The sequence below is a fragment of the Paraburkholderia sp. C35 genome (genome assembly GCF_003121405.1).
Classification (GTDB): Bacteria; Pseudomonadota; Gammaproteobacteria; order Burkholderiales; family Burkholderiaceae; genus Paraburkholderia.
In genome coordinates this window covers 25,688-51,279 of the sequence record NZ_QBUY01000023.1, presented here as the reverse complement: position 1 = coordinate 51,279, position 25,592 = coordinate 25,688, and the positions used below count along the sequence as shown (strand labels likewise).

At 62.1% G+C, this 25,592-nt stretch carries 24 protein-coding genes; 7 read left to right on the top strand and 17 right to left on the bottom strand.

The window, feature by feature from the left end; genetic code table 11:
* The first annotated feature begins 1 nt into the window (after nt 1).
* The 3 genes from gatB (at nt 2) to DK391_RS16440 (ending at nt 3,291) form a co-directional block, all read left to right on the top strand.
* The gene (gene gatB, locus DK391_RS16450) at nt 2-1,477 is read left to right on the top strand and encodes an Asp-tRNA(Asn)/Glu-tRNA(Gln) amidotransferase subunit GatB (RefSeq protein WP_109479038.1); all 1,476 of its coding nucleotides are present in this window, start codon (nt 2-4) and stop codon (nt 1,475-1,477) included.
* A 148-nt stretch (nt 1,478-1,625) separates the two neighbouring features.
* Nucleotides 1,626-2,462: a PPK2 family polyphosphate kinase gene (locus DK391_RS16445; RefSeq protein ID WP_109479037.1), complete on the top strand. Its 837-nt coding sequence runs from the start codon at nt 1,626-1,628 to the stop codon at nt 2,460-2,462.
* Between the two features lie 43 nt (nt 2,463-2,505).
* Nucleotides 2,506-3,291: an exodeoxyribonuclease III gene (locus DK391_RS16440; RefSeq protein ID WP_109479036.1), complete on the top strand. Its 786-nt coding sequence runs from the start codon at nt 2,506-2,508 to the stop codon at nt 3,289-3,291.
* A gap of 12 nt (nt 3,292-3,303) precedes the next feature.
* On the opposite strand, the gene DK391_RS16435 is transcribed toward DK391_RS16440, so the two are convergent.
* The 7 genes from DK391_RS16435 to argB form a co-directional block, all read right to left on the bottom strand.
* The gene (locus tag DK391_RS16435) at nt 3,304-4,488 is read right to left on the bottom strand and encodes a M48 family metallopeptidase (protein ID WP_109479035.1); all 1,185 of its coding nucleotides are present in this window, start codon (nt 4,486-4,488) and stop codon (nt 3,304-3,306) included.
* Nucleotides 4,488-5,882, bottom strand: a complete 1,395-nt coding sequence (locus tag DK391_RS16430) for an AmpG family muropeptide MFS transporter (RefSeq protein WP_109479034.1) — start codon at nt 5,880-5,882, stop codon at nt 4,488-4,490. The genes DK391_RS16435 and DK391_RS16430 overlap by 1 nt, the downstream gene beginning before the upstream one ends.
* Before the next feature lie 13 nt (nt 5,883-5,895).
* The gene (metW, locus tag DK391_RS16425) at nt 5,896-6,504 is read right to left on the bottom strand and encodes a methionine biosynthesis protein MetW (protein WP_109479033.1); all 609 of its coding nucleotides are present in this window, start codon (nt 6,502-6,504) and stop codon (nt 5,896-5,898) included.
* Entirely contained in the window at nt 6,501-7,646 is a 1,146-nt protein-coding gene (locus DK391_RS16420; RefSeq protein ID WP_109479032.1) for a homoserine O-acetyltransferase, read from the bottom strand. The genes metW and DK391_RS16420 overlap by 4 nt, the downstream gene beginning before the upstream one ends.
* Nucleotides 7,647-7,889: 243 nt before the next feature.
* The gene (gene slmA / locus DK391_RS16415) at nt 7,890-8,555 is read right to left on the bottom strand and encodes a nucleoid occlusion factor SlmA (RefSeq protein WP_109479031.1); all 666 of its coding nucleotides are present in this window, start codon (nt 8,553-8,555) and stop codon (nt 7,890-7,892) included.
* Nucleotides 8,556-8,591: 36 nt separating this feature from the next.
* Nucleotides 8,592-9,347: a pyrimidine 5'-nucleotidase gene (locus DK391_RS16410; RefSeq protein WP_109479030.1), complete on the bottom strand. Its 756-nt coding sequence runs from the start codon at nt 9,345-9,347 to the stop codon at nt 8,592-8,594.
* A 208-nt stretch (nt 9,348-9,555) separates the two neighbouring features.
* Complete coding sequence (gene argB / locus DK391_RS16405; RefSeq protein ID WP_109479029.1) at nt 9,556-10,455, bottom strand: acetylglutamate kinase; 900 nt, start codon at nt 10,453-10,455, stop codon at nt 9,556-9,558.
* A 318-nt stretch (nt 10,456-10,773) separates the two neighbouring features.
* On the opposite strand from argB, the gene DK391_RS16400 reads away from it, so the two are divergent.
* Nucleotides 10,774-11,019: a cysteine-rich CWC family protein gene (locus DK391_RS16400; RefSeq protein ID WP_109479028.1), complete on the top strand. Its 246-nt coding sequence runs from the start codon at nt 10,774-10,776 to the stop codon at nt 11,017-11,019.
* Nucleotides 11,020-11,038: 19 nt separating this feature from the next.
* On the opposite strand, the gene DK391_RS16395 is transcribed toward DK391_RS16400, so the two are convergent.
* Nucleotides 11,039-12,673 carry a tetratricopeptide repeat-containing glycosyltransferase family protein gene (locus DK391_RS16395; RefSeq protein WP_109479027.1) on the bottom strand — a complete coding sequence of 545 codons (1,635 nt, stop codon included), beginning with the start codon at nt 12,671-12,673 and terminating at the stop codon, nt 11,039-11,041.
* 102 nt (nt 12,674-12,775) lie between these two features.
* Between DK391_RS16395 and DK391_RS16390 the strand changes: the two genes are divergently transcribed.
* Both DK391_RS16390 and DK391_RS16385 read left to right on the top strand, forming a co-directional pair.
* Nucleotides 12,776-14,080 carry an ATP-binding protein gene (locus tag DK391_RS16390; RefSeq protein ID WP_109479026.1) on the top strand — a complete coding sequence of 435 codons (1,305 nt, stop codon included), beginning with the start codon at nt 12,776-12,778 and terminating at the stop codon, nt 14,078-14,080.
* Entirely contained in the window at nt 14,077-14,619 is a 543-nt protein-coding gene (locus tag DK391_RS16385) for a response regulator transcription factor (protein WP_109479025.1), read from the top strand. Before DK391_RS16390 ends, DK391_RS16385 begins: the two co-directional genes overlap by 4 nt.
* Nucleotides 14,620-14,694: 75 nt before the next feature.
* Here DK391_RS16385 and hslU read toward each other — a convergent pair whose 3' ends face one another.
* The 9 genes from hslU to DK391_RS16340 form a co-directional block, all read right to left on the bottom strand.
* Nucleotides 14,695-16,041, bottom strand: coding sequence for an ATP-dependent protease ATPase subunit HslU (hslU, locus tag DK391_RS16380; protein WP_109479024.1), 1,347 nt, complete (start codon nt 16,039-16,041; stop codon nt 14,695-14,697).
* Nucleotides 16,042-16,050: 9 nt separating this feature from the next.
* The gene (gene hslV / locus DK391_RS16375; protein ID WP_109479023.1) at nt 16,051-16,587 is read right to left on the bottom strand and encodes an ATP-dependent protease subunit HslV; all 537 of its coding nucleotides are present in this window, start codon (nt 16,585-16,587) and stop codon (nt 16,051-16,053) included.
* A 447-nt stretch (nt 16,588-17,034) separates the two neighbouring features.
* On the bottom strand, nt 17,035-17,454 hold the full coding sequence (gene dksA, locus DK391_RS16370; protein ID WP_109479022.1) for an RNA polymerase-binding protein DksA: 420 nt from the start codon (nt 17,452-17,454) through the stop codon (nt 17,035-17,037).
* Nucleotides 17,455-18,054: 600 nt separating this feature from the next.
* Nucleotides 18,055-19,122, bottom strand: a complete 1,068-nt coding sequence (locus tag DK391_RS16365) for a GTP-binding protein (RefSeq protein WP_204117373.1) — start codon at nt 19,120-19,122, stop codon at nt 18,055-18,057.
* A 178-nt stretch (nt 19,123-19,300) separates the two neighbouring features.
* Nucleotides 19,301-20,503: a class I SAM-dependent rRNA methyltransferase gene (locus DK391_RS16360; protein WP_109479020.1), complete on the bottom strand. Its 1,203-nt coding sequence runs from the start codon at nt 20,501-20,503 to the stop codon at nt 19,301-19,303.
* Between the two features lie 76 nt (nt 20,504-20,579).
* Nucleotides 20,580-21,503 carry a tyrosine recombinase XerC gene (gene xerC, locus DK391_RS16355; RefSeq protein WP_109479019.1) on the bottom strand — a complete coding sequence of 308 codons (924 nt, stop codon included), beginning with the start codon at nt 21,501-21,503 and terminating at the stop codon, nt 20,580-20,582.
* Between the two features lie 10 nt (nt 21,504-21,513).
* Nucleotides 21,514-22,233 (bottom strand): DUF484 family protein, encoded by a 720-nt coding sequence (locus tag DK391_RS16350; protein WP_109479018.1) that lies wholly within the window; start codon nt 22,231-22,233, stop codon nt 21,514-21,516.
* A 93-nt stretch (nt 22,234-22,326) separates the two neighbouring features.
* Nucleotides 22,327-23,187, bottom strand: coding sequence for a diaminopimelate epimerase (gene dapF / locus DK391_RS16345; RefSeq protein ID WP_109479017.1), 861 nt, complete (start codon nt 23,185-23,187; stop codon nt 22,327-22,329).
* A gap of 55 nt (nt 23,188-23,242) precedes the next feature.
* The gene (locus DK391_RS16340) at nt 23,243-24,127 is read right to left on the bottom strand and encodes a lipid A biosynthesis lauroyl acyltransferase (RefSeq protein ID WP_109479016.1); all 885 of its coding nucleotides are present in this window, start codon (nt 24,125-24,127) and stop codon (nt 23,243-23,245) included.
* Nucleotides 24,128-24,402: 275 nt separating this feature from the next.
* Between DK391_RS16340 and metK the strand changes: the two genes are divergently transcribed.
* Nucleotides 24,403-25,590, top strand: coding sequence for a methionine adenosyltransferase (gene metK / locus DK391_RS16335; protein ID WP_109479015.1), 1,188 nt, complete (start codon nt 24,403-24,405; stop codon nt 25,588-25,590).
* The last annotated feature ends 2 nt before the right edge of the window (nt 25,591-25,592 follow it).

Genomic DNA, 25,592 nt, shown 5'->3' with positions numbered 1-25,592 from the left:
CATGGCAACACAATGGGAAGTCGTTATCGGTCTCGAGACCCACGCGCAACTGTCGACGGTCTCGAAGATTTTCTCGGGCGCAGCCACGCAGTTTGGCGCCGCACCGAACACACAGGCCTGTCCCGTCGATCTGGCATTGCCGGGCGTGCTGCCCGTGATGAACAAGGGCGCTGTCGAGCGCGCGATCCAGTTCGGCCTCGCCATCGACGCGACGATCGCGCCGCGCAGCATCTTCGCGCGCAAGAACTACTTCTACCCTGATCTGCCGAAGGGCTATCAGATCAGCCAGTACGAGATTCCTGTCGTGCAGGGCGGACAGATCACGATTCAGGTTCCGGCTAACGAAAAGGCTGGCAAGGAAGCATACGAAAAGACCGTCAACCTGACGCGCGCTCACCTGGAAGAAGACGCAGGCAAGTCGCTGCACGAAGACTTCGCAGGCATGACGGGCATCGACCTGAACCGCGCGGGCACGCCGCTGCTCGAAATCGTCACCGAGCCGGAAATGCGCAGCGCCGCCGAAGCCGTGGCGTATGCGAAGGCCTTGCATGGTCTCGTCGTGTGGCTCGGCATTTGTGATGGCAACATGCAGGAAGGCTCGTTCCGTTGCGATGCGAACGTGTCGGTGCGTCCGGTTGGCCAGAAGGAATTCGGCACGCGTGCCGAGATCAAGAACCTGAACTCGTTCCGCTTCCTCGAAGAAGCGATCCAGTACGAAGTGCGTCGTCAGATCGAACTGATCGAAGACGGCGGCACGGTGGTGCAGGAAACGCGTCTGTATGACCCGGACAAGCGCGAAACGCGTTCGATGCGCAGCAAGGAAGACGCGCACGATTACCGCTATTTCCCCGATCCCGATCTGATGCCGCTCGTGATCGACGCGGCGTGGGTCGAGCGCGTGAAGGGTGAACTGCCGGAACTGCCGGCTGCGATGCAGCAGCGTTTCGTCGAGCAATACGGTCTCACGCCGTACGATGCAGGCGTCGTCACGTCGAGCAAGGCAATGGCCGCTTACTACGAAGCCGTTGTCGCCAAGGTCGGCGCAGCGCAGGCGAAGGTTGCAGCAAACTGGCTGATGGGCGAAGTGTCGTCGCAACTGAACCGCGAAGACCTCGATATCGCCAACAGCCCGGTTTCCGCCGTGCAACTCGCGCTGGTGCTGCAACGTATCGCCGACGGCACGATCTCGAACAAGATCGCCAAGGAAATCTTCCTCGCGATCTGGGAAGAGAAAGCCACCGACGAAGCCGCTGCCGACCGCATCATCGAAGCGAAGGGTCTCAAGCAGATTTCCGATACCGGCGCGCTCGAAGCGATCATCGACGAAGTGCTCGCCGCGAACCAGAAGTCGGTTGAAGAATTCCGCGCGGGCAAGGAAAAGGCGTTCAACGCGCTGATCGGTCAGGCGATGAAGGCGACCAAGGGCAAGGCGAATCCGCAGCAGGTCAACGAACTGTTGAAGAAGAAGCTGGGCTAAGTGTCGTAGTGGTATCGGCGTTTGCGTGCAGCACGTCAGCACGCAACTGCCATGACGGGCTGTTGTCGCATCGAAAGTCGCGCAACGGCCCGTTTGCTTTTCCACTTTTCCATTCGACATGATGGCCCGCCGAACAGGAGGAAACACGATGGCGAAAAAAATCGAACTGGACGACTATCGCGTGCCGTTCTTCGACGAAGGCAGCAAATCGAAGTTTTCGCTCGCGAGCATCGATCCGTCCACGAAGCCGTTTTCGACGGGCGCAAAAGACACTGACCGCGAACGGCTCGCTGAAATCGGCGCGGCGCTCGATGCGCAGCAGGAACGTCTGCATGCGCAGCGCGTGCAGCGTGTTCTGCTCGTGCTGCAGGGCATGGACACCAGCGGCAAGGACGGCACGATCCGCGCGGTGTTTCATGAAGTCGATCCGCTCGGTTTGCGCATCGTGCCGTTCAAGGCGCCGACGCCGATCGAGCTTGCTCACGACTTCCTGTGGCGCGTTCACGCGCAGGCGCCCGCTGCCGGCGAACTGACCATCTTCAACCGCAGCCATTACGAAGACGTGCTGGTGCCCGTCGTGCTCGGCTCGATGGACAAGGAGGCGCGGTTGTGCCGCTATCGTCACATTCGCGACTTCGAGCTGATGCTCGCGGAAAACGGCACGACGATCATCAAATGCATGCTGCACATTTCGAAGGACGAGCAGCGCGAGCGTCTTCAATCGCGTATCGACGATCCGACCAAGCACTGGAAGTTCGACGTCTCCGATCTCGACGCGCGCAAGCTGTGGAACAAGTATCAGGACGCCTACGACGACGCGCTCGCGGCGACATCGACGGAATACGCGCCGTGGTACGTGATTCCCGCCGATTCGAAAACGCATCGCAACGTGATGGTCGGCGAGTTGTTGCTGCGCGCGTTCCAGTCGCTGAAGCTTGAATTCCCGCCCGCAAAAGAATCGCTGAAGGGCGTGATTGTCGAATGATCTTCACCTTGTCGAATAGACGAAAACATAACGAAGGAAAAACATGTTCCGTGTGATCACCGCCAACCTGAACGGCATTCGTTCGGCGGCCAAGAAGGGCTTTTTCGAGTGGTTCGGCGAGCAGAAGGCCGATGTGGTGTGCGTGCAGGAAATCAAATGCTCGCAGGACGACATGACGCCGGAATTCCTCGCGCCGCACGGTTTCACCGGCTATTTCCAGCATGCGGTGAAGAAGGGGTATAGCGGCGCGGGTCTCTACACGCGTCATGAGCCGGATGAAGTCATCATCGGTTTTGGCAGCGAAGAGTTCGATCCCGAAGGCCGTTATGTGGAAGCCCGCTTCGGCAATCTGTCGGTGATTTCGGTGTACGTGCCGTCGGGTTCGAGCGGCGACGAGCGCCAGCAGGCCAAGTACCGTTTCATGGACGAGTTCATGCCGCATCTCGCGGAACTCGCGAAAGAACGCGAAGTGATCGTGTGCGGCGACGTGAATATCGTGCACAAGGAAATCGACATCAAGAACTGGAAGGGCAACCAGAAGAACTCGGGCTGCCTGCCGGAAGAGCGCGCGTGGCTCACCAAACTGTTCGATGAAGTCGGTTACGTGGATGTGTTCCGCACGCTCGACCAGCGTCCCGAGCAGTACACGTGGTGGAGCAATCGCGGTCAGGCGTATGCGAAGAACGTCGGGTGGCGTATCGATTATCAGATCGCGACGCAGGGCATTGCTGACACGGCCAAGCGCGTCGACGTGTTCCGCGATATCAAGTTCAGTGATCACGCGCCCGTGACCGTCGACTACGCGCACAAGATCGCGAAGAAGAAATAAACGCGCCGGGTGTCAGTCGTTCGCGGTCGTACGACGTGGATGACCGATGCCCGCGTAGTCAGGCAACGCATCGACTGTCTTGCCGATCGCCTTCGCGTACAGCGGCAACATGTCGGGCAGGCGCTTCATGATGTCCGCGCGCCGCGCCGGATTGTACGGATGCACGTAGATAAAGCCCTGATCGCGATTGTTGCGCGTCGCGACGGCGAGCTTGTCCCATAGCGTGATGGCAGCGCGCGGATCGAAACCCGCGCGCGACGCGATTTCGCTGCCGATCACATCGGCTTCCGTTTCATCGGCGCGTTCGTACTTCATTTCCAGCAACTGCGTGCCGATGCCGAGCGGCGCTTCGCCGAGATCGGCGAGACCGAAGAGTTGCGGAATCGTCCCCGAACCGAGTTGCGCGGCCTGCTGTTCGCCGAGTCGCTCGCGCGCATGCTCGCGCAGCGCATGCGCGATTTCATGGCCGAGCAGCATGCCGAGTTCGTTGTCGTTGAGCTTGACCTTGTCGAGCATGCCGCCGTAGATCACGATCTTGCCGCCCGGCAGACAGTACGCGCGGATGTCCGTCGAGCGCAGAACGGCAACGTCCCATTTCCAGTTCTTCGAGCGGTCGTTCCATTTCAGCGAATACGGAATCAGCTTGTCGACGATCGACTGCACGCGCGTCGTGTGCGCGTCGGAAGCCGGGTAAAGCCGGTTCATGTGTTCCGCGCCGCGGGCGATCTGATCGAATTCTTCAGCCGATTGCGCTTCGAGCATCGGTGAGGGAATCAGGTTGCGGAACACCGCGTAGCCGCCGTAACGCAATTGCTGATTCGGCTGGAATGGCGCGGGAAGCGTGGGCGGCGGTGGTGTTGGCGCGGGCGTGCGCGCGGTGACGGGCGTTTGAGGCGGCACAGAGCCCGCATTCGACGGCACGGAAACGCCAGACGTAGCAGCGGGTGCGGCTTCGGATTTCGGTGCAGACGGCGTAACAGGCGCCGCAGGAGCATTAGCGGCAGGCGGCGCGCTGACGTTGGACGGCGATTCCGTCGCTTGCGCCTGCCACGGTGTCAACATGCCGACAACCGCACACGCGGCGAGCACAGCTACATGCAGCGCACGCACCGACGCGCGCATGCGATATGCAGGCGATCGACGGAAAGCGGCGCGCACAGCCGGACCCATGACGGCGCGCCGCGACACGGACAACATCACGACTGCTTTCTCCAAGGGGCGATCCGGACCAACAGTAGCATGCCCGGTACAGCAAGCGCCGTGCAGAGGATGAAGTAATGGAACCAGCCGAACTCCGCGACGACGAAGCCGCTTGCCGCCGACGCCAATGTGCGCGGCACGGAAGCCAATGATGTAAAGAGTGCGAACTGCGTTGCCGTATAGCGCGGATCGGTCGTACTCGCGATATACGCAGTGAATGCGGCGAGCGTGAGACCGGTGGTGAACGTCTCGAAGCCGTACACGATCGCCAGCGCCACCGACATCGGTTCGAGCTTCACCGTCCAGCCGATACCGAGCAGCGACAGCAGATTCGTCGTACCCGTGCTGATTGCAACGGCAATGTCATACACGACAGTCAGCCCCGGCGACGTGGGCCCGACATGCGCGAGCCACGCGAAGCCGAGCGTCGACACCATTTGCAGGAAGCCGAAGATCCACAATCCGCGCCCGATGCCGATCTTCATCAGCGCAATCCCGCCGATGATGCCGCCCGCGAGACTCGCGCCAAACGCCGTCGTCTTCGCGATCACGCCGATCTGCGTGCGCGAAAAGCCGATGTCGAGAAAGAACGACGTGGATAGCGTGGTCGCCATCGTATCGCCGAGCTTGTACAGGAAGATGAAGCCGAGCACGAACAGCGCGCCGCGCCAGCCGTCGCGGTGAATGAACTCACGGAACGGTTCAACGATCGCTTCGCGCAGGTTCTTCGGCGGCTTGCCGTGCACTTCGGGTTCTTTCACGACGAGCGTCATGATCATGCCCGGAATCATGAACGCGGCCGTGACGATGAATACGGTGGCCCACGGCAGATGGTCCGAGAGAATCAGGGCGAGCGAGCCAGGCACGAGTGCCGCGATCTTGTACGCGTTCACGTGCACGGCGTTGCCGAGACCTTGCTCGGTGTCGTGCAGGAGTTCGCGTCGATAGGCGTCGATCACGATGTCCGAACTCGCGCCGAAGAACGCGACGAGCGACGTCAACGCCGCCACCGTCCAGATCGAATCGCGCGGCGACACGATGCCAAGCGAGGCAATCGCGACAGCAACGAGAATCTGCGTGAACAGCATCCAGCCGCGCCGGCGTCCTGGACGCCAGCCGGGCAGACGTGGCACATAGCGGTCCATCAGCGGCGCCCAGACGAATTTCCACGTGTAGGGAAACTGGATCAGCGCAAACAGGCCGATTTCCTTCAGGTTCACGCCTTCGGAGCGCAACCAGGCCTGCACGAGATAGACGAGCGTGAATAGCGGCAACCCCGACGTGAAGCCGAGAAAGACGCAGATCAGCATGCGCGCGTTGAGAAACGCGCGCCAGCCGGGATGTTCTTCGTGAGCGGTTAGTGCAGGCGCCTCGTGTGGCGGGTTCGACATGAGATGAATGAGGTTAGCTTTTCTTGACGCGATAGACCGCAAGACTACCACGCCAGTTCACGCCCCATCTCACTTGCTGGCCGCCATGCAGCACCAGGCGATCGAGAATATCGATGCCGACTTCCGGCGCGAGCGCTTCGAAATCCTTGATGGTCAGCACACGCACGTTCGGCGTGTTGTGCCACTGATAAGGCAGCGATTTCGACACCGGCATGCGTCCCTGCAAAACCGACAGCCGATGCGCCCAATACCCGAAATTTGGGAACGAAACGATGCATTCCTTACCGACTCGCACCGTCTCGCGCAGGATCGCGGCCGTCTGGTGAATGGTCTGCAGCGTTTGAGAAAGGATCGCAAAATCGAAGCTGCCGTCTTCGAACAGACGCAGGCCGTCTTCCAGATTCTGCTGGATCACGTTGATGCCGTTCTTGGTCGAGGCGAGCACGCCGGCGTCGTTGATCTCGATGCCGTAGCCCGTTACTTCGAGTTCTTCCATCAGCAGCGATAGCAGCGAGCCGTCACCGCAACCGAGATCGAGCACCGTGCCGCGTGGCTCGACCCAGCGGGCAATCGCGCGGAAATCCGGGCGCGTCGCAAGATAATCGAGAGCGCGCTGGTTCATGCGTTTACCTCCGCAGCAATGCGTTCGTAGTAGGCGCGCATCAGGTTGTGATAACGCGCGTCGTCGAGAAGGAAGGCGTCGTGGCCGTGCGGTGCGTCGATTTCGCCGTACGTCACCTGGCGCTTGTGATCGAGCAGCGCCTTCACCAGTTCGCGTGAACGTGCAGGCGCGAAACGCCAGTCGGTCGTGAAGCTCGCGATCAGATACTTCGCCTTCGTGTGCGCGAGCGCGGCGGTGAGATCGCCGTCGAATGCCTTGGCAGGGTCGAAGTAATCGAGCGCGCGTGTGATGAGCAGATACGTGTTCGCGTCGAAGTAATCGGCGAACTTGTCGCCCTGATAGCGCAGATACGATTCCACTTCGAACTCGACATCGAAGTTGAAGTTGTACGCGTCTTCCGCGCCTTCCGCGCGGCGCAACGCGCGGCCGAACTTGGCGGCCATATCGTCATCCGACAGATACGTGATGTGGCCGATCATCCGTGCGACGCGCAAGCCGCGCTTCGGCTTCACGCCGTGCGCGTAATAGTCGCCGCCGTGGAAATCCGGGTCGGAGAGAATCGACGAGCGCGCCACTTCGTTGAACGCGATGTTCTGCGCCGAGAGCTTCGGTGTCGATGCGATCACGATGCAATGTGCGAGCCGGTCCGGATACATCAGGCTCCACGCGAGCGCCTGCATGCCGCCGAGGCTGCCGCCCATCACGGCGGCGAATTTCTCGATGCCGAACTGATCGGCGACGAGCGCCTGCGCGTTCACCCAGTCTTCGACCGTCACAACCGGGAAGCTCTTGCCGTACGGACGGCCTGTCGACGGATCGATACTCATCGGTCCTGTCGAGCCGAAGCACGAGCCGAGATTGTTCACGCCGATCACGAAGAAGCGGTTGGTATCGAGCGGCTTGCCCGGCCCGACCATGTTGTCCCACCAGCCGACGTTCTTCGGATCGTCCGCATACACGCCCGCCACGTGATGCGACGCGTTGAGCGCGTGGCACACGAGCACGGCGTTGCTGCGCGCTGCATTGAGCGTGCCGTAGGTTTCGACGACGAGGTCGTAGTTCGCGAGCGAGCTGCCGTTCTGCAGACGCAGCGGCTCGGAAAAATGCATTGTTTGTGGAGTGACGATCCCGATCGATTCCATTCATTCCGCCTTCTGACATGAGGCGGCTAAATGGTGTCGGCGCGTGCGCGGAAGGAGAGTGTGCGCGGCTGACGACCTCTTTAGCCGCATTTATAGTGAACCGCGTAGATGGATCGAATCCACCCGCTGGTTCGCGCGCCCGCAATCGAGTCAGCAAATCGGCGCGTTGTGTTGTCTTGAACCGTCAAAAACGGTCAAGCGCAGAGTATAGCGGAAAATGTGGCGCCACTGCGTCGAGGCGCCTTACTGGAGAATCAGCCGCAGTTGCGCGTCGGCCTGTTCGACGGGTGCACGCGCGAAGCCGCTGCGCACGAAGCGATGCCACCGCCCGATGATGTAGCTGATCACCAGACTCGCGCGCACGACGGGATCGTAGTCGGCGGGCAGCGGAACCGCCGGATCTGCGGCGTGGCTCGACGATTCCATCAAGCCGAGCCGCAGACATTGCCTGAGCGACGCCTCGACGCGTTCGAGCAACTGATTGACACGATCGGTGAGCCGTTCGTGTTCACCGACGAGCGCTTCGCAGGTCAGCACGCGCGTCATGCCGGGGTTTTTCGCCGAAAAATTGAGCAGCATCAACGCGATCGCGCGTGCCTGCAGCACGCCGTTCGGCTCTTTCTCGACGATCTGGTTGATGAGCCCGAAAAGCGTGTGTTCGATGAATTCGATCAGTCCTTCGAACATCTGCGCCTTGCTGGCGAAATGCCGATACAGCGCAGCTTCCGATACGCCGATACGCGCAGCGAGCGCCGCCGTGGTGATCTTTTCGTTCTTCGGCGCTTCCAGCATCGCGGCGAGCGTCTGCAGGATATGCACGCGGCGTTCGCCCGGCTTCAGGCGTGTTGCGCGCGGCGCGGCCGGCTGGTCTTCGGTTACGTCCTCGTCATGCTTGCGGATAGGCTGCATGTCTGTCGTCCCTGATTTGGCGCGGCCGGTTCTGCGTCAGTTGTTCGATCGGCCTTCCAGGCGAGTGCCCAGTCTCAACGATTTTAGCGAACGAATGCGTCGATCGACATAGTGCGGGCGACCCGTGCCCGGCAATCGCGTCGGTGTGCCGTCGGCGTGCGCGTGGCGCGGCAGATGGCCGGTGATCCACACCGTGCGGATGCCCAGCCGCCGGTAGTTCTTCAAATGGCTGCGCGTGTCTTCGACCAGCACGGCATCGGTGAGACGTACGTGCGCGTCGCGCATCGCGCGGCGCAACATCGAATGATCGGGTTTGGCGCGCCAGAAACGGCGGTCGCGCATGTGCTCGATGGCGATCACGCGCTCGAACAGCCGCTCGATGCCGAGTTCTTTCAGCACGTCGAGCGCATACGCTTCGGGCGCGTTGGTGAGCACGATCTTGCGGCCAGGCAGCGCGTCGACGAGACGTTTCAGGCCGCGCTCGCTGCGCAGCATCGCGCGCAGATCGGGGAACGTGTGCACGTAGTCGAGGAAGTCGTGCGCGTCGAAATCATGATGGCGCGTGAGACCGAGCAGCGCGGCGCCGTAGCGCTGCGTGTAGCCGGTGCGCAGACGGTTCGCTTCGGCGCGTTCGACTTGCAGCGCGTCGATGATGTACTGCGTCATCGCGCTGTTGATGGCCGGGAAAATGGCGTGCGACGCGTGATGCAGCGTGTTGTCGAGGTCGAACAACCAGACGGGCGTGCCGGCGTGAATCTGCGGCCGACGGCGCTTCGGACGGTAAGTGCGCATGATGTTGCGGCGTGATCGTGGTTACGCGCGCGTGCAGATTCTGCCTTGTGATGCGAGGCGGCAGCGCGTGCAGGTGGAAACGTGAGACAGCGCAGCGTGCTGCGCGGGAGACGGAAGGCCAGTATGCCTTCTGCGAAGCACGACGGCCAGCGTGCCGTGCTTCGCGTGATGCGAGATTGCGTGTGATGCCTGAGATGACGACGCGCGCTCAGTGCGAGCGGATCATCGTGCCGAACGGCTGTTCCGTCAGGATTTCGAGCAGCACTGAATGCTCGATGCGGCCATCGATGATGTGCACCGAACGCACGCCGCTCTTGGCGGCGTCGAGTGCCGACGAGATCTTCGGCAGCATGCCGCCCGAGATCGTGCCGTCGGCGAACAGCGCGTCGATTTCGCGTGCCGACAGATCGGTCAGCAGCGTGCCTTCCTTGTCCATCACGCCGGGGATGTTCGTCATCATGACGAGCTTTTCGGCGTTCAGCACGACAGCCAGCTTGCCCGCGACGAGGTCGGCGTTGATGTTGTACGACAGGCCGTCTTCACCGAAGCCGATCGGCGAGATCACGGGAATGAATGCATCGTCTTGCAGCGCCTTCACGACAGCCGGATTGATCGCCTCGACTTCGCCGACCTGGCCGATGTCGATGTATTGGCCCGGATTGTCGCGGTCCGGCATCAGCAGCTTGCGCGCGTGGATCAGGCCGCCGTCCTTGCCCGTCAGACCGACCGCGTGGCCGCCGAAGTGGTTGATCAGCGTGACGATGTCCTGCTGCACTTCGCCGCCGAGCACCCACTCGACGACTTCCATGGTTTCTTCGTCGGTGACGCGCATGCCCTGGATGAACGTGCCCTGCTTGCCGATCTTCTTCAACGCCTGATCGATTTGCGGACCGCCGCCGTGCACGATCACCGGGTTGATGCCGACCAGTTTCAACAGGATCACATCGCGCGCGAAGCCCTGCTTCAGGCGCTCTTCCGTCATCGCGTTGCCGCCGTACTTGATGACGACGGTCTTACCGTGATACTGGCGAATATAGGGCAGCGCCTCGGCGAGAATTTCAGCCTTCAGCGTGGGAGCGATCTGGGACAGGTCGGGAGTGTCGGACATGGCGGCGGCTCGGACGAAAACGGTGAAAACAACGCCGGATTGTACACAACTGGCGCGGTGCAATAGTGAATTTGACGCGTGCCGCCGCGGTGATTGTCCGCATTTTGCTGCGATGCGGAATAACGCTATTCACGCTAGGCGGACGATGCGTTTGCGTGCAACCGACGGCGGTGCAACGGAAGGTTTTGGCTCCCGTTGCGCGGGTTAGTTCGCGCGAGAGCGCGATGAAGGCGAGTGACGGGAGACGAGCCGACATTTTGCTGACTTGCCGGAAGTGGCATCATGTTCTGATCGATTGACCTGTTTCATCTCTCTGTCATGAAACCGTCTTCATCCGGATCGGCTGAATCTTCCGCGGCGTCCAGTGTGCGCTGCCCGCGCTGCCGCCGGGTCTTCGATTGTGGCGCGCGTGGCGACCGTTCGGGCTGCTGGTGCATGTCGATGCCCGCGTTGCCCGCCGAGACACTTGATCCCGGCATGAGCTGTCTATGCCCCGAATGCCTGGCCGCCGCTATCGCACGCACGCGTGCTACTGAAGGCAATGCGGCGCCCGCTCCGGATTGAGACGTCCGGCAGCGAGCACTCAGGTGCGCGAATCCGCCAGTGCCGCGAGATCGCGCGTCAACTCGTCGAAAACGGGTTCCCATTCGGCGAACTGCGGTTGCCGGTACAAGGTCGCGCTCGGATACCACGGGCTGTCGGTGCGATCGAGCAGCCAGACCCAGTGCGGGTTCACATCGAGCAATACCCACGTGCGCTGACCGATCGCGCCGCTGAGATGCGCGACCGACGTGCAAACCGTGATCACCAAATCGAGCGCGCCGATATAAGCGGCTGTGTCGTCGAAGGTGTTGAATTCGGAAGTGTGATCGGCAATGTCGAGCCCGGCTGTGCGGGCCGCCGCCACTTCTGCGCCGGCGCCGGGTTGCAGTGAATAAAACGCGACATTGCCGAGTTCGCGGAACGCGTCGACGTACCGTTCCAGTCCGACGCGACGGTACGGATTGCGCTGGTGTCCGTGGCTACCCGTCCAAACCAGGCCGACCTTCAGCCGCTTCTCATCGACGAAGCGATGACGCCACGCATCGACGGATTGCGGATCGGCTTGCAGATACGGAACGGTTGTGGGAATCGTTTCCTCTCGTGTATCGAACAGCAGCGGCAACGACAGCAGCGAGATTTCATAATCGAAGGCGGGAAGGTGCTCGACGCCGCCGCCCAGCGAGAACTCGTCGGCATGGTGTGCGAGCGTGCGCGCGAGCAGCACGCCCATCTGCGGAAACGAATTCCACACCAGACGCCCGCCTTCGCGATGCACGCGCTCGGCAAGCAACGGCACATAGCGGCAGAACTGCAGCAGATCGCCCATGCCCTGTTCACCCCACAGAAGCAGCGTCTTACCCGCAAGCGGTTCGCCGCGCCACGCAGGGCCGGGCATCACGGGGCGCTTGCCAGCGAGTTCCTTCGATCCATCCCAGCGTGCTTCATGCTCGGGCCAACCGTCGGCGTAGTTGCCGCGCAGCAGGTGAATCATGCTCAGGTTGGACAGGTAGGACGCGTTGTCGGGCGCGGCGCGATGGGCGGCGCGTGTGAAGTGCTCGGCCTCTTCCCACTGCTGCGCTTCACGAAGTGTCTGGCCGTGGTTACCCAGTGCAATCGGATTGTCGGGATGAATCGCGAGAGCACGCCGCTCGGCTACGAGCGCGTTGTCGAGATCGAAGCTCGCAAGGTGAATCTTGCCGATATTGATCAAGGCATTGGCGTCGTCCGGACGCTGGCGAAGAGCGGCGTTCAATAGCTCGAGCGCTTCTGTCGACGCTGGATTGGCCACCATCAGCGCGGCGGCCAGATTGTTGCGCAGGCTATGCAAGTTGGGATCGATGGTAAGCGCATCGCGATACGGCGCAATCGCCTCGTCATGACGGTTCACGGATTGCAGTGCGTATCCGAGACGAAAGAGCGCTTCGGCATTTCGCGGCGTGAGCGTGCAGAAAGCTTCGGCGATGACCAAAGCCTCGGTGCCGCGTCTAATGGAGGTCAACTGCTGGATCATCGCATCGAGCGATGCCGTGTCTGTGGGGAACAGATGCGAAGCTGCCTGAAGCCAGATCTCGCGACCTTTCTGATCATCGCGCTGTTGCGCTGCGACAGCGTGACGCAGGAATGTCTGGAAGGAATCCAAAAGAACCTGATGTGGATCAAGCGTTGTCTTAAGCATTGTGGGTAAAGGGTTGAGAACACACGATAAGCGACAAAGAACACTATAGTTCCGAACATTCGCTAGATGAATCAGACCCCTCCCAACAGGTAAACTTGCAGGATGCACCGCATAACCGTCACTGGCCGGGTCAACCTCGGGCATCTCTTCTGGCTGCGCAGTCTTGCCATCATCGGGCAACTGGTGACGATCGCGTTCGTCCAGACCTTCGTCGGCGTGAAGCTGCCGCTGCCGGCGATGCTGCTCGTCATCGGTCTAGAGGTGCTCTTCAATGGCTTGACGTGGCTGCGCGTCGCGAGCCAGAAGCCGGAGTCGAGTCTCGAACTGTTCGGTCAGCTGTGGGTCGATCTCGGCGCGTTGTCCGCGCTGCTGTTTCTGTCCGGCGGCACGACCAATCCGTTTGTCTCGCTGTATCTGCCTTCACTGGCGATTGCGGCCGCCGTGCTGCCCTGGCATCTGATGGCTTGGCTCGCCGCCTTCGCGGTGGCCTGCTATGCGGTTCTCGGCTTCGATTCGGTGCCGCTCAATCTCGACAATCCCGCCAATCTGTTCGACTACTACCGCGCCGGCATGTGGGTGAACTTCATGGTCAGTGTCGGCCTGATCGCGTGGTTCGTGGCGCGCATGTCGCGCGGGCTGAGGCAACGCGACGCAGCGCTCGGCGACGCGCAGCAGCGTCTCTTGCGCGACGAACGCGCGGTGGCGCTCGGCGTGCAGGCCGCAACCGTCGCGCATGAAATGGGCACGCCGCTGTCGACCATCGCGATGCTCACGGAAGAACTTCGCGATGCCGCGCGCAGCGACGAAGGCCTGAAGCCTTACGCCGCCGACATCGATATCCTCGATCAGCAACTGACGTTGTGCACCTCGGCGCTCGCGCGCCTGCGCAGTCGCGCGTCGACGCAAGGCAGCCGTCAGCGCGTCGACGAGTGGCTCGATTCGTTCGCCGATCAATGGCGTCTGCGCCATCCACACGTCAAGTTCGAGCGCCTGGGCGAGCCGCCCGACAACGTCAGTCTCGACGACACTGTTGCCGTGAGCCAGATCCTCACCATCCTGCTCGATAACGCCGCGCGCGCGAGCCGCGATCACGTGACGCTTGCTGCAACGCTGGCCGATCAGGATTCGATCGACTTCGAAGTCTGCGATGCCGGGCCAGGCGTGCCTGCCGCGCTGCGCGGTTTGCTGGGCGCGGCGCCCGTCGACAGCACGCAGGGCGGTCATGGCGTCGGGCTGTATCTGGCGTTCACGGCAGCCGCGCGCCTGGGCGGATCGATCGATCTCACCGACATCAACGAAATCAAGCCGCGCGGCACGCGCGCAGTATTGCGGTTGCCTTTGGCCCGCGAGCAAACGGGCGCGGGCCGGCAGGGCGCCGCGTCGTCCAATACGGAGAAGCAAGCATGAGCGACATGAATTTTCTGGTCATCGACGACGACGAAGTGTTCTCCGGCATCCTCGCGCGCGGTCTGACGCGCCGCGGCTTCACGGTGTCCGAAGCACACAACGCCGACGAAGCGATTCGCCTCGCGAATCAGCAGAAGTTCGGACAGATCACCGTCGATCTGCATCTGGGCAACGACTCCGGCCTGAATCTCGTTGCGCCGCTGCGCGATCTGCAGCCGAACGCGCGCATGCTGGTGCTCACGGGCTATGCGAGCATCGCGACGGCCGTGCAGGCGGTGAAGGACGGCGCGGACAACTATCTGGCCAAGCCCGCGAACGTCGAGACGATTCTGTCCGCGCTGCAAACGGAAGCGAGCGCGCTGCAGGCCGAAGAGGCGATTGAGAATCCGACGCCGCTGTCCGTGGCGCGGCTCGAATGGGAGCACATCCAGCGCGTGCTCGCAGAGAACGGCGGCAATATCTCGGCGACGGCGCGTGCGCTGAACATGCATCGGCGCACGTTGCAGCGCAAGCTCGCGAAGCGGCCGGTCAAGCAGTAACGCTGCTTGCGTGCATGAAAAAAGGCGTCGCTCCGTGAGGGGCGACGCCTTTTACTTAACAAAGGTCAGCGCGCGTTACAGCACGTAGCGTGACAGATCTTCGTCTTGCGCGACTTCGTTCAGCGCACGATCGACATACGCTGCGTCGATCTGCACGTTCTTGCCGGCGTGGTTGCCCGCCGAGAACGACACTTCTTCGAGCAACTTCTCGATTACCGTATAGAGACGGCGTGCACCGATGTTTTCCGTTTTCTCGTTCACCGAGTAAGCAATTTCAGCAAGACGTCGGATACCGTCGTCGGCGAATTCGAGGTGCACGTCTTCCGTTGCGAGCAGCGCCTGGTATTGCTTGACGAGGCTGGCGTCGGTGGCGACGAGAATCGATTCGAAGTCCTTCCCCGACAGCGAATCCAGTTCGACGCGGATCGGGAAACGGCCTTGCAGTTCGGGAATCAGATCGCTCGGCTTCGCGAGATGGAACGCACCGCTCGCGATGAAGAGGATGTGATCGGTCTTCACCATGCCGTACTTCGTGTTGATGGTGGTGCCTTCGACCAGCGGCAGCAGATCGCGCTGCACGCCCTGACGCGAGACTTCGCCGCCGCCCGCTTCGCTGCGCGACGCGATCTTGTCGATTTCATCGAGGAACACGATGCCGTTCTGCTCGACGTTCTGCACGGCCTTCGTCTTGACCTCCTCGTCGTTGAGCATCTTCGCGGCTTCTTCGTCGGTGAGGAGCTTCAGCGCTTCCTTCACCTTCACCTTGCGGCGCGTCTTCTTGCCGCCGCCGAGGTTCGCGAACATCGAGCGGATCTGCTCGGTCATGTCTTCCATGCCGGGCGGGCCCATGATGTCCATCGTGGGCTGCGTCATCTCGATGTCGAGCTCGATTTCCTTGTCGTCGAGCGCGCCTTCGCGCAGACGCTTGCGGAAGGTCTGACGCGTGGTGTTCGATTCGTCGCCGCCCGTTTCGCTGGCGCCCGAGCCGAAGCCGACCGTGCTGCGCGTGCCGGGCAGAAGAATCTCGAGGATGCGGTCTTCAGCGAGATCTTCAGCCTTGGTGCGCACCTTGCGCATTTCCGTCTCACGCGTCTGCTTGACCGAGATTTCAATCAGATCGCGCACGATGCTGTCGACGTCGCGGCCCACATAGCCGACTTCCGTGAATTTGGTCGCTTCGATCTTGATGAACGGCGCGTCGGCGAGCTTGGCAAGGCGCCGCGCGATTTCCGTCTTGCCGACGCCCGTCGGCCCGATCATCAGAATGTTTTTCGGCGTGATTTCCTGACGCAGCGGTTCACCAACCTGCTGACGGCGCCAGCGGTTGCGCAGCGCGACGGCAACAGCCTTCTTCGCGCGATTCTGGCCGATGATGTGCTTGTCGAGTTCCGAGACGATCTCGGCGGGAGTCATGGTGCTCATCGTGTGTCCTTACTCGATCGTCTCGATGACGCGGTTGTGGTTCGTATAGATGCACATGTCGCCGGCGATCTCCAGCGACTTTTCGACGATGTCGCGCGGCGAAAGATCCGTGTTGTCGGCGAGCGCCTTGGCAGCGGCCTGCGCATACGCGCCACCCGAGCCGATCGCGCAGATGCCGCCTTCGGGATCGAGCACGTCGCCGTTGCCGGTGATGACCAGCGTGGTGGTCGCGTCGGCCGTGATCAGCATCGCTTCGAGACGGCGCAGCATGCGGTCGGTGCGCCAGTCTTTGGCGAGTTCGACAGCGGCGCGCGTGAGATTGCCCTGATGCTTTTCGAGCTTGGCTTCGAAGCGATCGAGCAGCGAAAACGCGTCGGCCGTGCCGCCCGCGAAGCCGACCAGCACCTTGCCGTTGTAGATGCGGCGAACCTTCTTCGCGCCGCCTTTCATGACGATATTGCCCAGCGTGACCTGGCCGTCGCCGCCGAGCGCGACCTTGTCGCCGCGGCGCACGGAGACGATCGTCGTGCCGTGAAATTGCTCCATATGCGTTCCTTTTGCAAAACCGCAAATACTTTGCGTGGGACCGGAACCGGCGCTGAAGTGCCGGTTCCAGGGACGCGGAGACGCCATTGCGCCACCACGGAATCCGAAAGCGGACGGCGCGCGATGCTGGGTGCCGCGCGCGCGTGCAACGCATGTCGGAGTTATTTTAGGGCGGGCGCAGCCATATCAAGAGCCGAAGTCGCTCAGGCGCGAGAAAAGGGCGGGAGGAGGGAAGATGCGGCGCGCGAGGCGGCCACCAAGGTAAAAGGTGCTACGGCGCTTTCTGAGTGTGCGGATATGCAATCCGCATTTACCGATTCACGTCACGGCAACGCGAACGAACCGGTCAAAGCGAACCTGAAAAGAAAAAAGAGGCGCACGAATCACCGTGCGCCTCTCACGAAGCGTATCTGGGGCGCGGACCCCGATTACCGCGCCGCCCGTCGATCAGTCGCCGAACAGCTTCTGGCGCAGTTCGCGGCGTTCCTGTGCTTCGAGCGACAGGGTCGCGGTCGGACGCGCGAGCATACGCGGAATGCCGATCGGCTCACCCGTTTCCTCGCACCAGCCGTAATCGCCCGATTCGATACGCGCGATGGACTGCTGAACCTTCTTCAGCAGCTTGCGTTCGCGGTCGCGCGTGCGCAGTTCCAGCGCATGCTCTTCCTCGATCGTCGCGCGGTCGGCCGGGTCCGGCACGATCACGGTTTCGCGGAGATTCTCGGTGGTCTGGCCGGCATTGCGGAGGATGTCCGCCTGCAGCTGCTCGAGCCGGTTCTTGAAGAAAGCGAGCTGATCCTCATTCATGTAATCCTTGTCGCTCATCTTCAGGATTTCGGCTTCGGTCAAGAGTCGTTTCGTGGTCATCTGGCTTGCTTCTTCAATGTGAGGCAAATCATTGCCCGCACTTTCGTGTTGCCCGCAAAGGCGCCTCGATGACGCTCAAATGAGCGCCGGCGAACACGGACGGTGGGCTGTCGTGACGCCGAAGCGCCGATGCGGGGCCGAACTCCTCTGGAAACCGATTCTTCCCATGCTCCTGAGGCAATGCTTCCCGGCAGCGCGTTATGAGCCGGAGTGTGACCGGCCGGCATATCGGCGATATCCCCGGATGAGATTTTCCGGCGCCGTTTTTCGGCCCGGCACGGCTGCGACGCGATTAGCGTTTTACACCGGGCAAATCGTTATCTTTCTCCAGTGGGGCCGTATTGTAACTGAATCACAATACGAAACTGCAAGCAGGGGAAATCCCTGCCGCAAACTCCACTTATCGTGAAAATATAACGCGCTGTTCACTAAAAAGCGATGGTCGGACACGTATTCTTGCAACAGGGTTTTCACGTGCTTTGACCGTCAGCCGGCTGTTTAATTGCCGTACCTGTGTTTTTAGGGCTTTCTGGCGTTCTGGAAGCGGAAATGCGACAGGCGGACAGCACGTGGAAGCGCCGCCCGCCCGAATAGAACGATTTAGGCGAGGCAGGCTTCAAGCCCGTCGGTGATCAGGTCTTGCGGCAGGTCGATACCGATGAACACCATCTTGTTGGTCTTTTTCTCGACGGGCTGCCATTTAGCGGCCAGATCGCTGCCCATCATCTGATGGACGCCCTGGAACACCACCTTGCGATCGACGCCCTTCATGTACAGCACGCCCTTGTAGCGCAGCAGGCGCTCGCCATAAATCTGCAGAATGCCGCCGAGGAAGTCTTCGAGCTTGTTCGGATCGAACGGACGGTCGCTGCGGAACACGAACGACTTGATCTTGTCGTCGTGATGCGCGTGATGGTGATGATGATGGCCGTGATCGTGGCCTTCGTGATCGCACTTGCCGTGATCGTGATCGCAATTTGCGTGATCGTGATCATGGTGCGCGTGGTCGTGATCGTCTTCGGCGAGGAAGTCCGGGTCGATTTCGAGCTTGGCGTTCAGGTTGAAGCCACGCAGATCGAAGATTTCCTTGATGTCCGCTTCGCCGAAATTGACGACGCGAATCTGCGCCTTCGGGTTCATGTGCAGCACACGGTGGCGCAGATCAGCCAGCACCTTTTCGTCAACCAGATCCGACTTCGTAATGAACAGCCGGTCCGCAAAACCGACCTGGCGCTGCACGACTTCGTGCTCGTCGAGTTGCGCGTTGCCGTGCTTGGCGTCGACCAGCGTGATGATCGCGTCGAGCAGGAATTCGTCGGCGATCTCGTTATCCATGAAGAAGGTCTGCGCGACGGGGCCGGGATTAGCCAGACCCGTGGTTTCGATCACGACGCGGTCGAAATCGAGCTTGCCTTCCTGCTTCTGCTTGGCGAGGTCACCGAGCACGCGCGCGAGGTCGCCGCGGATCGTGCAGCAGATGCAGCCGTTGCTCATCTGGATGATCTGCTCGCCCGTGTCCTGCACGAGGATATCGTTGTCGATGTTTTCTTCGCCGAACTCGTTTTCGATCACGGCGATCTTCATGCCGTGCTTCTCGTTCAGGATGCGCTTGAGCAGCGTGGTTTTGCCGCTGCCGAGGAAGCCGGTCAGGATAGTGACGGGAATCATGTTGTTCGCCATGTGAGGTCGCCTTGTGTTCGTCAATCTGGGGTGCGAACCGCGCGACGTGCGCACGGTGCGAACCGCATCAATTCAGCGGAATATTGAAGCATAAGTGCCGGGGCGCCGCTGCTGCACGGCCAAAGCCCCGACAACGCCAGGGAAATAACGCCTTAACTATGGGCGATCAGGCGATTTGCAACAATAGGCCTTTCAGATATTCGCCTTCGGGGAAAGCCGTCAGGAGTGGATGATCGACGCCAGCGCCCAGGCGCTTGAGGATGCGCGCATCGACGCGAGCGTCGGCAGCCGCGCCCGCGACGATCTTCTGGAACAGTTCAGCATCGATCGCGCCCGAGCACGAGTAGGTGAACAGCAGGCCGCCCGGCCGCAACAGCTTCAGACCGGTGAGGTTGATGTCCTTGTACGCACGCGCGGCGCGGTCCACGTGTTCACGCGAGGGCGCGAACTTCGGCGGATCGAGCACGATCAGGTCGAAGCGCTCGCCGTCGTCGTGGAGTTTGCGCAGCGTCTTGAACGCGTCGGCGTCGAGCCACGTGGCGCGTTCGGCGTCGAAGCCGTTGGCGACGACGTTCTGTTGCGCCAGTGCGAGCGCTTCGCCCGATGAATCGATCGATACCACGCGCTTCGCGCCGCCTTTGAGCGCCGCCAGCGAAAAGCCGCCCGTGTAGCAGAAGCAGTTCAGCACGTCGCGGTCTTTCGACAGTTCCTGCACCAGCGCGCGGTTGTCGCGCTGATCGACGTAGAAGCCCGTCTTGTGGCCGTTGCGCACGTCGACGTGATAGCGCACGCCGTTTTCGCTTGCGATCAGCGTTTCGGACGGCGCGTCGCCAGCGAGCACGCCGACCGTCTGTTCCAGCCCTTCCTTTTCGCGGATCGACACGTCCGAGCGTTCGTAGACGTTCGGGCAGCCCGTCGCGCCGATCAGCGCCTGCACGATGGCATCCTTCCACGCCTCGACGCCCGCCGCCATGAACTGACAGACGATCTGGCCGCGCTTCGTTTCATCGTCCTGGATGTAGTAATCGACGATCAGGCCCGGCAGGCCGTCAGCTTCGCCGAAGATCAGCCGCGTCGCGCCCGTGTTGTGCACCATCGCCTGACGGTGCGCGAGCGCGCGTTGCACGCGGCGCTTGAAGAAGGCGTGATCGATGGGTTCGGCCTCGTCGAAACTCCAGACCCGCGCGCGGATCTGCGAATGCGGGCTGTACGCGGCGCGCGCCAGAAAGCGGCCATCGTGCGCGCGCACCAGCACGGTGGCGCCCGCCGCGGGCTTGCCGTCGACGCGATCGATCGCGTTCGCGTAGACCCACGGATGGCGGCGCAGCAGCGACTTCTCTTTCGACGGTTTGAGCGTAACGGTATTCATGACTTCGTGAGGATTTCAGCAGAACAATATGCCGCGCAACGCGGCAAAGCGGATATGACTGACGGCCTGAGCCGCGTCAGTCGCGTTTTTTTGCGCGCGGATGCGCCTGATCGTAGATACGCGCGAGATGCTGGAAGTCGAGGCCGGTGTAGACCTGCGTGGCGGCAATGCTCGCGTGGCCGAGCAGTTCCTGCACGGCGCGCAGATCGCCACTCGATTGCAGGACATGCGTGGCGAACGAATGGCGCAACACGTGCGGGTGAACGTTGGCGGGAATTCCCGCCGCGAGCGCCGCGCGCTTCACGCGTTCGCGCACCACATTCGGCGACATGCGGTTGCCGCGCACCGAGACGAACAGCGGGTGCGGATCGAGCTTCAGCAGTTCGCCACGCACCGCGAGCCATGCGCGCAGCGCGTCGAGCGCCTTGGTGCCGACGGGCACGATGCGCCGCCGGTTGCCCTTGCCGAGCACTTCGACTTCCGCTTCGTCGAGTTTGAGCCAGCCCGCCGAACGATAGCCGTCGACATCGGCGTAACGCACATCGAGGCCGACCAGTTCCGACAGTCGCAGCCCCGATGAGTAGAACAGTTCGAGCATCGCGTGATCGCGCAGGCCTTCGGCGGTGGCCGCGGCGGGCGATTCCATCAGCTTGTGCGCGTCATCGACGGACAGCGCCTTGGGCAACGTCTTGGCACGCTTCGGTGCGCGCACCGTGGCAACGGGATTCGCGGGCAACTCGATGCGCCCGGCGAGCCAGCGGTAAAACGCGCGCCACGCCGACAGCCGGTGCCCAATCGAACGCGCCGAGAGCCCGCCCGCATGCGCGCGCGCAACGGCGCCGCGAATGTCGGTTGCGGTGAGGCTTTCGAGCGGCCTGCCGTTGGCCAGCGTTTTCAGCTCGCCCAGTTCGTGCGTGTAGGCGCGCAATGTGTGCGCCGACAACTTTCTCTCGTGCTGAAGGCTCGAAAGGTACGCAGTGATCGGGTCGGCGTCAGTCACGAGTCGGCGCTCAGCGCGGCAGCAGACGGCTCAGCGCCGCGCTTGCGAGCGCGCCGATCTGCGTGAGGAAATCGGTGGCCATGCCGTCGTGGAAGCGGCGCGGATCGGGCGAGCCCATCACTAGTAAGCCGAACGAAGAGGCGTCGTTCGACGCTTCCGGGTCGCGCAACGCGATCAGCGCAATCGATTCGGTGCCGCCCGCGGTTACGCCGTCGCCCGAAGGGACCGCGTCGCCGGAGACAGCGGTGACGGCGGGCGTGAGCCATTGCGCCGCCTCGAAGCCCGTGTTCGCGCCGCAGTACGGCGTGGCGAGGCTGTTCGCGAAGATCCGCACTTCCTCGCCGACATGGCGCGTGAAGTCCGCCTGCGAATACGGTTCGGCCACTTCCCACACGCGCAGCGCCGCTTGCGGCACGTCGAACACGTCGCGCAGACCTGTTGCGATCACGCGCGGCAACGCGCCCGGATCGCGCTCGGCCATCACGCGCGTGGTCCAGCGGCCGAATTTCGACGCGATGCTGTCGTTCTCATGGCCGTAGCGCAGCAGTTCGGCGAGGCGCCGCTCGAGATGCTTGTTCTTCTCGCGCAGCATGTCCATCTGACGTTCCTGCAGCGACACGGCGGCTTTGCCGTGAGGATTCGCGAGGCGCACGGACGCGAGCAGTTCTGCGTGCTCGGCGAAGAATTCGGGGTTGGCTAGCAGGTAGTCGGCGACTTCGCGATCGTTCATGGTTTCAGCTTAATGGTTGCGCGCTTCGTTGCTGTCTTGCTGCCACGCCGCGCGGTCCAGCCTCCGTGCGGCGGTGATGTGTTCAATCCGGATTCAGTCTGCGATTTCGATTTCGCCTTCGAACACGGTGGCGGCCGGACCCGCCATCATCAGCGGCGACGCGGACTGGCCGTCCCACGTGATGGTGAGTGCGCCGCCATGCGTGTGTACCTTGACGGGCGCGTCCAGCAGGCCACGACGGATGCCCGCCGCGACAGCCGCACATGCGCCCGTGCCGCACGCGAGCGTTTCGCCCGCGCCGCGTTCGTAGACGCGCAGCTTGATCTCGCTGCGGCTGACGATCTGCATGAAACCGGCGTTGACCCGCTGCGGAAAGCGCGGGTGATGCTCGATCACGGGACCATCGACCAGCACCGGGAACGCCTCGACATCGTCCACCACCTGCACGGCGTGCGGATTGCCCATCGATACCACCGAGATCCAGCGCGCCGCGCCGTTCACCTCTAGCGCGTAAAGCGTGTCGTTGCCGTCATGGCGTGCTTCGAGGCCGCTTGCATCGAACGGCACCTGCGCCGGTTCGAACACGGGCGCACCCATATCGACGACGACTTCGCCGTTGTCCTGCATGGTCAGCGTGATCACGCCGTTCTGGACCTGCACGCGCACGCTGCTTTTATCAGTGAGCCGTGTGTCGCGCACGAATTTCACGAAGCAGCGCGCGCCGTTGCCGCAGTGCTCGACCTCGCCGCCGTCGCAATTGAAGATGCGGTATCTGAAATCGACACCTTCGATGGTCGGTTTTTCGACTACCAGCAACTGGTCCGCGCCCACGCCGAAATGGCGGTTCGCGAGCGCGCGCACCTGCGTTTCCGTCAGGCTGAGCGGTTGCGTGTAGCCGTCGAGCACGACGAAATCGTTGCCCGCGCCGTGCATCTTGGTGAATTTCAGTTTCATGCCGCTATTGTAAGTGACTGTCCGTGTATCCCGCCCACTGTCCGGATGGCCAGGGTCAGTAAAAGCTCGGGTCGCCCGGCGGGCGCGTCTTGAAGCGCTTGTGCACCCAGTAATACTGCTCGGGAATGCGCGGAATCTGCTCTTCGAGAAATTCGTTCATACGGCGCGCGTCGGCCTCGTCGTCACCCGTGGGGTAGTTGTCCCACGGCTTGAACACCTTCAGCCGATATCCCTTGTAGTTCGGCAGCACCTCGCCGATAAACGGCACCACCTGCGCGTGCCCCACTTTCGCGAGACGTCCGACGGCCGTCAGCGTGCAGGTCGGCACGCCAAAGAAGGGCACGAAGGTCGAATTGCGCATGCCGTAGTCCATGTCGGCGCCGAGCATCACCGGCTTGCGGTCGCGCAGCCAGCGCAGCACGATGCGCGCGCTGTCCGCGCGGCTCGCCATTTCGGCATCGAAACGGCCGCGCTGCGCCTTGGCGACGGCTTCGAGCTGCTGGTGCGACATCGGCTGATACAACGAGCCGCACGGGCGCTTCAGCGAATAGTTGAGGAAGATCGAGCCCGCTTCAATCCCGACGAAGTGAAAGCCCAGAAACAGCGTGGGCGGAAGATTGGGATCGGTGAGATCGATTTCGCTGTCGAGTTGCACCAGCTTTTCGAGCTTCTTCGCCGAGCCGAACCACTGCACGCTGCGCTCGAGATAGCTGCGGATCGCGTGCCGGAAGTGCTTCTGCGCGACTTCCTCGCGGCGCTCGTCGCTCCATTCGGGGAAGCACAGCTTCAGGTTGATGTGAACGATACGGCGGCGGCGGCTCGGAATCTGATAGAGCAGCCAGCCGAGGCCGTCGCCCAGTCGCGCGACGAAGCCGTAGGGCAACAGCGCGAACAGCTTGAGCAGGCCAATGGCGAGGTTGACGCCCAGTCGGCTCAGCATGCGAAGGCTCCGTTTTGTGCGCGAAACCACGCAGGGTAAAGAAAAACAGCGGAAGAGACGATATACCGCACGCGCAGACACTCTGTGACAAATGAAAGAAGTCGCTATAATAAGGGCTTCGCCGAGTTAACTGACAACTTGCGGGGCGAAGCCGACGGACGTTTATCTTTCAGATAAGCCGGCCGACGGTAAGGAAATCCGCTAAAGCGTCGCCGCTTCAGGCTCGAAGCTGGCTACGTGAAACGCAACCGTAACCAAGAAAAGGAGCCTGTAACGTGGCTAACGATTACCTCTTCACCTCTGAATCCGTCTCTGAAGGCCATCCGGACAAGGTCGCCGACCAGATCTCGGACGCCATCCTCGACGCCATCTTCAAGCAGGACAAGTACTCGCGCGTTGCCGCAGAAACGCTGTGCAACACGGGTCTCGTCGTGCTGGCAGGTGAAATCACCACCACGGCCAACGTCGATTACATCCAGGTCGCGCGCGACACGATCAAGCGCATCGGTTACGACAACACGGATTACGGCATCGACTACCGCGGCTGCGCGGTGCTCGTCGCGTACGACAAGCAATCGCCGGATATCGCCCAAGGCGTCGACCGTGCACATGACAACAATCTCGATCAGGGCGCAGGCGACCAGGGTCTGATGTTCGGCTACGCGTGCGACGAAACGCCCGAACTCATGCCGCTGCCGATCCACCTGTCGCACCGCCTCGTCGAGCGTCAGGCTAATCTGCGCCGTGACGGACGTCTGCCCTGGCTGCGTCCGGATGCGAAGTCGCAGGTCACGATCCGTTATGTCGACGGCAAGCCGCATTCGATCGACACCATCGTTCTGTCCACGCAGCACGCACCGGAAATCGAACTGGCGCAACTGCGCGAAGCCGTGATCGAAGAGATCATCAAGCCGACGCTGCCGGCTGATCTGATCAAGGGCGACATCAAGTTCCTCGTGAACCCGACCGGCCGGTTCGTGATCGGCGGCCCGCAAGGCGATTGTGGTCTGACTGGCCGCAAGATCATCGTCGATACGTACGGCGGCGCGGCTCCGCACGGCGGCGGCGCGTTCTCGGGCAAGGATCCGTCGAAGGTCGACCGCTCGGCTGCTTACGCCGGCCGCTATGTCGCGAAGAACATCGTCGCAGCAGGTCTGGCATCGCGCGCGCTGATCCAGGTGTCGTACGCAATCGGCGTGGCTCAGCCGACGTCCGTTATGGTCAACACGTTCGGCACGGGCCGCGTGTCGGATGCGACCATCACGCGTCTGGTTCAAGAACACTTCGACCTGCGTCCGAAGGGCATCGTCCAGATGCTCGACCTGCTGCGTCCGATCTACGAAAAGACGGCCGCTTATGGTCACTTCGGCCGCGAAGAGCCGGAATTCACGTGGGAAGCCACCGACAAGGCACTCGCGCTGGCCGAAGCCGCCGGCACGGAACCGGTCGTCGCGCTCGCCTGAGC

What these genes read in the sequence shown, in the direction of transcription:
- DK391_RS16365 (WP_204117373.1), bottom strand. Translation starts at nt 19,122, where the DNA reads ATGATTCCCGTCACTATCCTGACCGGCTTCCTCGGCAGCGGCAAAACC.
- hslV (WP_109479023.1), bottom strand. Translation starts at nt 16,587, where the DNA reads ATGGAGCAATTTCACGGCACGACGATCGTCTCCGTGCGCCGCGGCGAC.
- DK391_RS16420 (WP_109479032.1), bottom strand. Translation starts at nt 7,646, where the DNA reads ATGGAATCGATCGGGATCGTCACTCCACAAACAATGCATTTTTCCGAG.
- DK391_RS16435 (WP_109479035.1), bottom strand. Translation starts at nt 4,488, where the DNA reads ATGTTGTCCGTGTCGCGGCGCGCCGTCATGGGTCCGGCTGTGCGCGCC.
- DK391_RS16430 (WP_109479034.1), bottom strand. Translation starts at nt 5,882, where the DNA reads ATGTCGAACCCGCCACACGAGGCGCCTGCACTAACCGCTCACGAAGAA.
- metW (WP_109479033.1), bottom strand. Translation starts at nt 6,504, where the DNA reads ATGAACCAGCGCGCTCTCGATTATCTTGCGACGCGCCCGGATTTCCGC.
- DK391_RS16400 (WP_109479028.1), top strand. Translation starts at nt 10,774, where the DNA reads ATGAAACCGTCTTCATCCGGATCGGCTGAATCTTCCGCGGCGTCCAGT.
- DK391_RS16395 (WP_109479027.1), bottom strand. Translation starts at nt 12,673, where the DNA reads ATGCTTAAGACAACGCTTGATCCACATCAGGTTCTTTTGGATTCCTTC.
- DK391_RS16445 (WP_109479037.1), top strand. Translation starts at nt 1,626, where the DNA reads ATGGCGAAAAAAATCGAACTGGACGACTATCGCGTGCCGTTCTTCGAC.
- hslU (WP_109479024.1), bottom strand. Translation starts at nt 16,041, where the DNA reads ATGAGCACCATGACTCCCGCCGAGATCGTCTCGGAACTCGACAAGCAC.
- dksA (WP_109479022.1), bottom strand. Translation starts at nt 17,454, where the DNA reads ATGACCACGAAACGACTCTTGACCGAAGCCGAAATCCTGAAGATGAGC.
- DK391_RS16390 (WP_109479026.1), top strand. Translation starts at nt 12,776, where the DNA reads ATGCACCGCATAACCGTCACTGGCCGGGTCAACCTCGGGCATCTCTTC.
- DK391_RS16360 (WP_109479020.1), bottom strand. Translation starts at nt 20,503, where the DNA reads ATGAATACCGTTACGCTCAAACCGTCGAAAGAGAAGTCGCTGCTGCGC.
- slmA (WP_109479031.1), bottom strand. Translation starts at nt 8,555, where the DNA reads ATGCAGCCTATCCGCAAGCATGACGAGGACGTAACCGAAGACCAGCCG.
- argB (WP_109479029.1), bottom strand. Translation starts at nt 10,455, where the DNA reads ATGTCCGACACTCCCGACCTGTCCCAGATCGCTCCCACGCTGAAGGCT.
- DK391_RS16410 (WP_109479030.1), bottom strand. Translation starts at nt 9,347, where the DNA reads ATGCGCACTTACCGTCCGAAGCGCCGTCGGCCGCAGATTCACGCCGGC.
- dapF (WP_109479017.1), bottom strand. Translation starts at nt 23,187, where the DNA reads ATGAAACTGAAATTCACCAAGATGCACGGCGCGGGCAACGATTTCGTC.
- gatB (WP_109479038.1), top strand. Translation starts at nt 2, where the DNA reads ATGGCAACACAATGGGAAGTCGTTATCGGTCTCGAGACCCACGCGCAA.
- DK391_RS16440 (WP_109479036.1), top strand. Translation starts at nt 2,506, where the DNA reads ATGTTCCGTGTGATCACCGCCAACCTGAACGGCATTCGTTCGGCGGCC.
- DK391_RS16385 (WP_109479025.1), top strand. Translation starts at nt 14,077, where the DNA reads ATGAGCGACATGAATTTTCTGGTCATCGACGACGACGAAGTGTTCTCC.
- DK391_RS16350 (WP_109479018.1), bottom strand. Translation starts at nt 22,233, where the DNA reads ATGAACGATCGCGAAGTCGCCGACTACCTGCTAGCCAACCCCGAATTC.
- DK391_RS16340 (WP_109479016.1), bottom strand. Translation starts at nt 24,127, where the DNA reads ATGCTGAGCCGACTGGGCGTCAACCTCGCCATTGGCCTGCTCAAGCTG.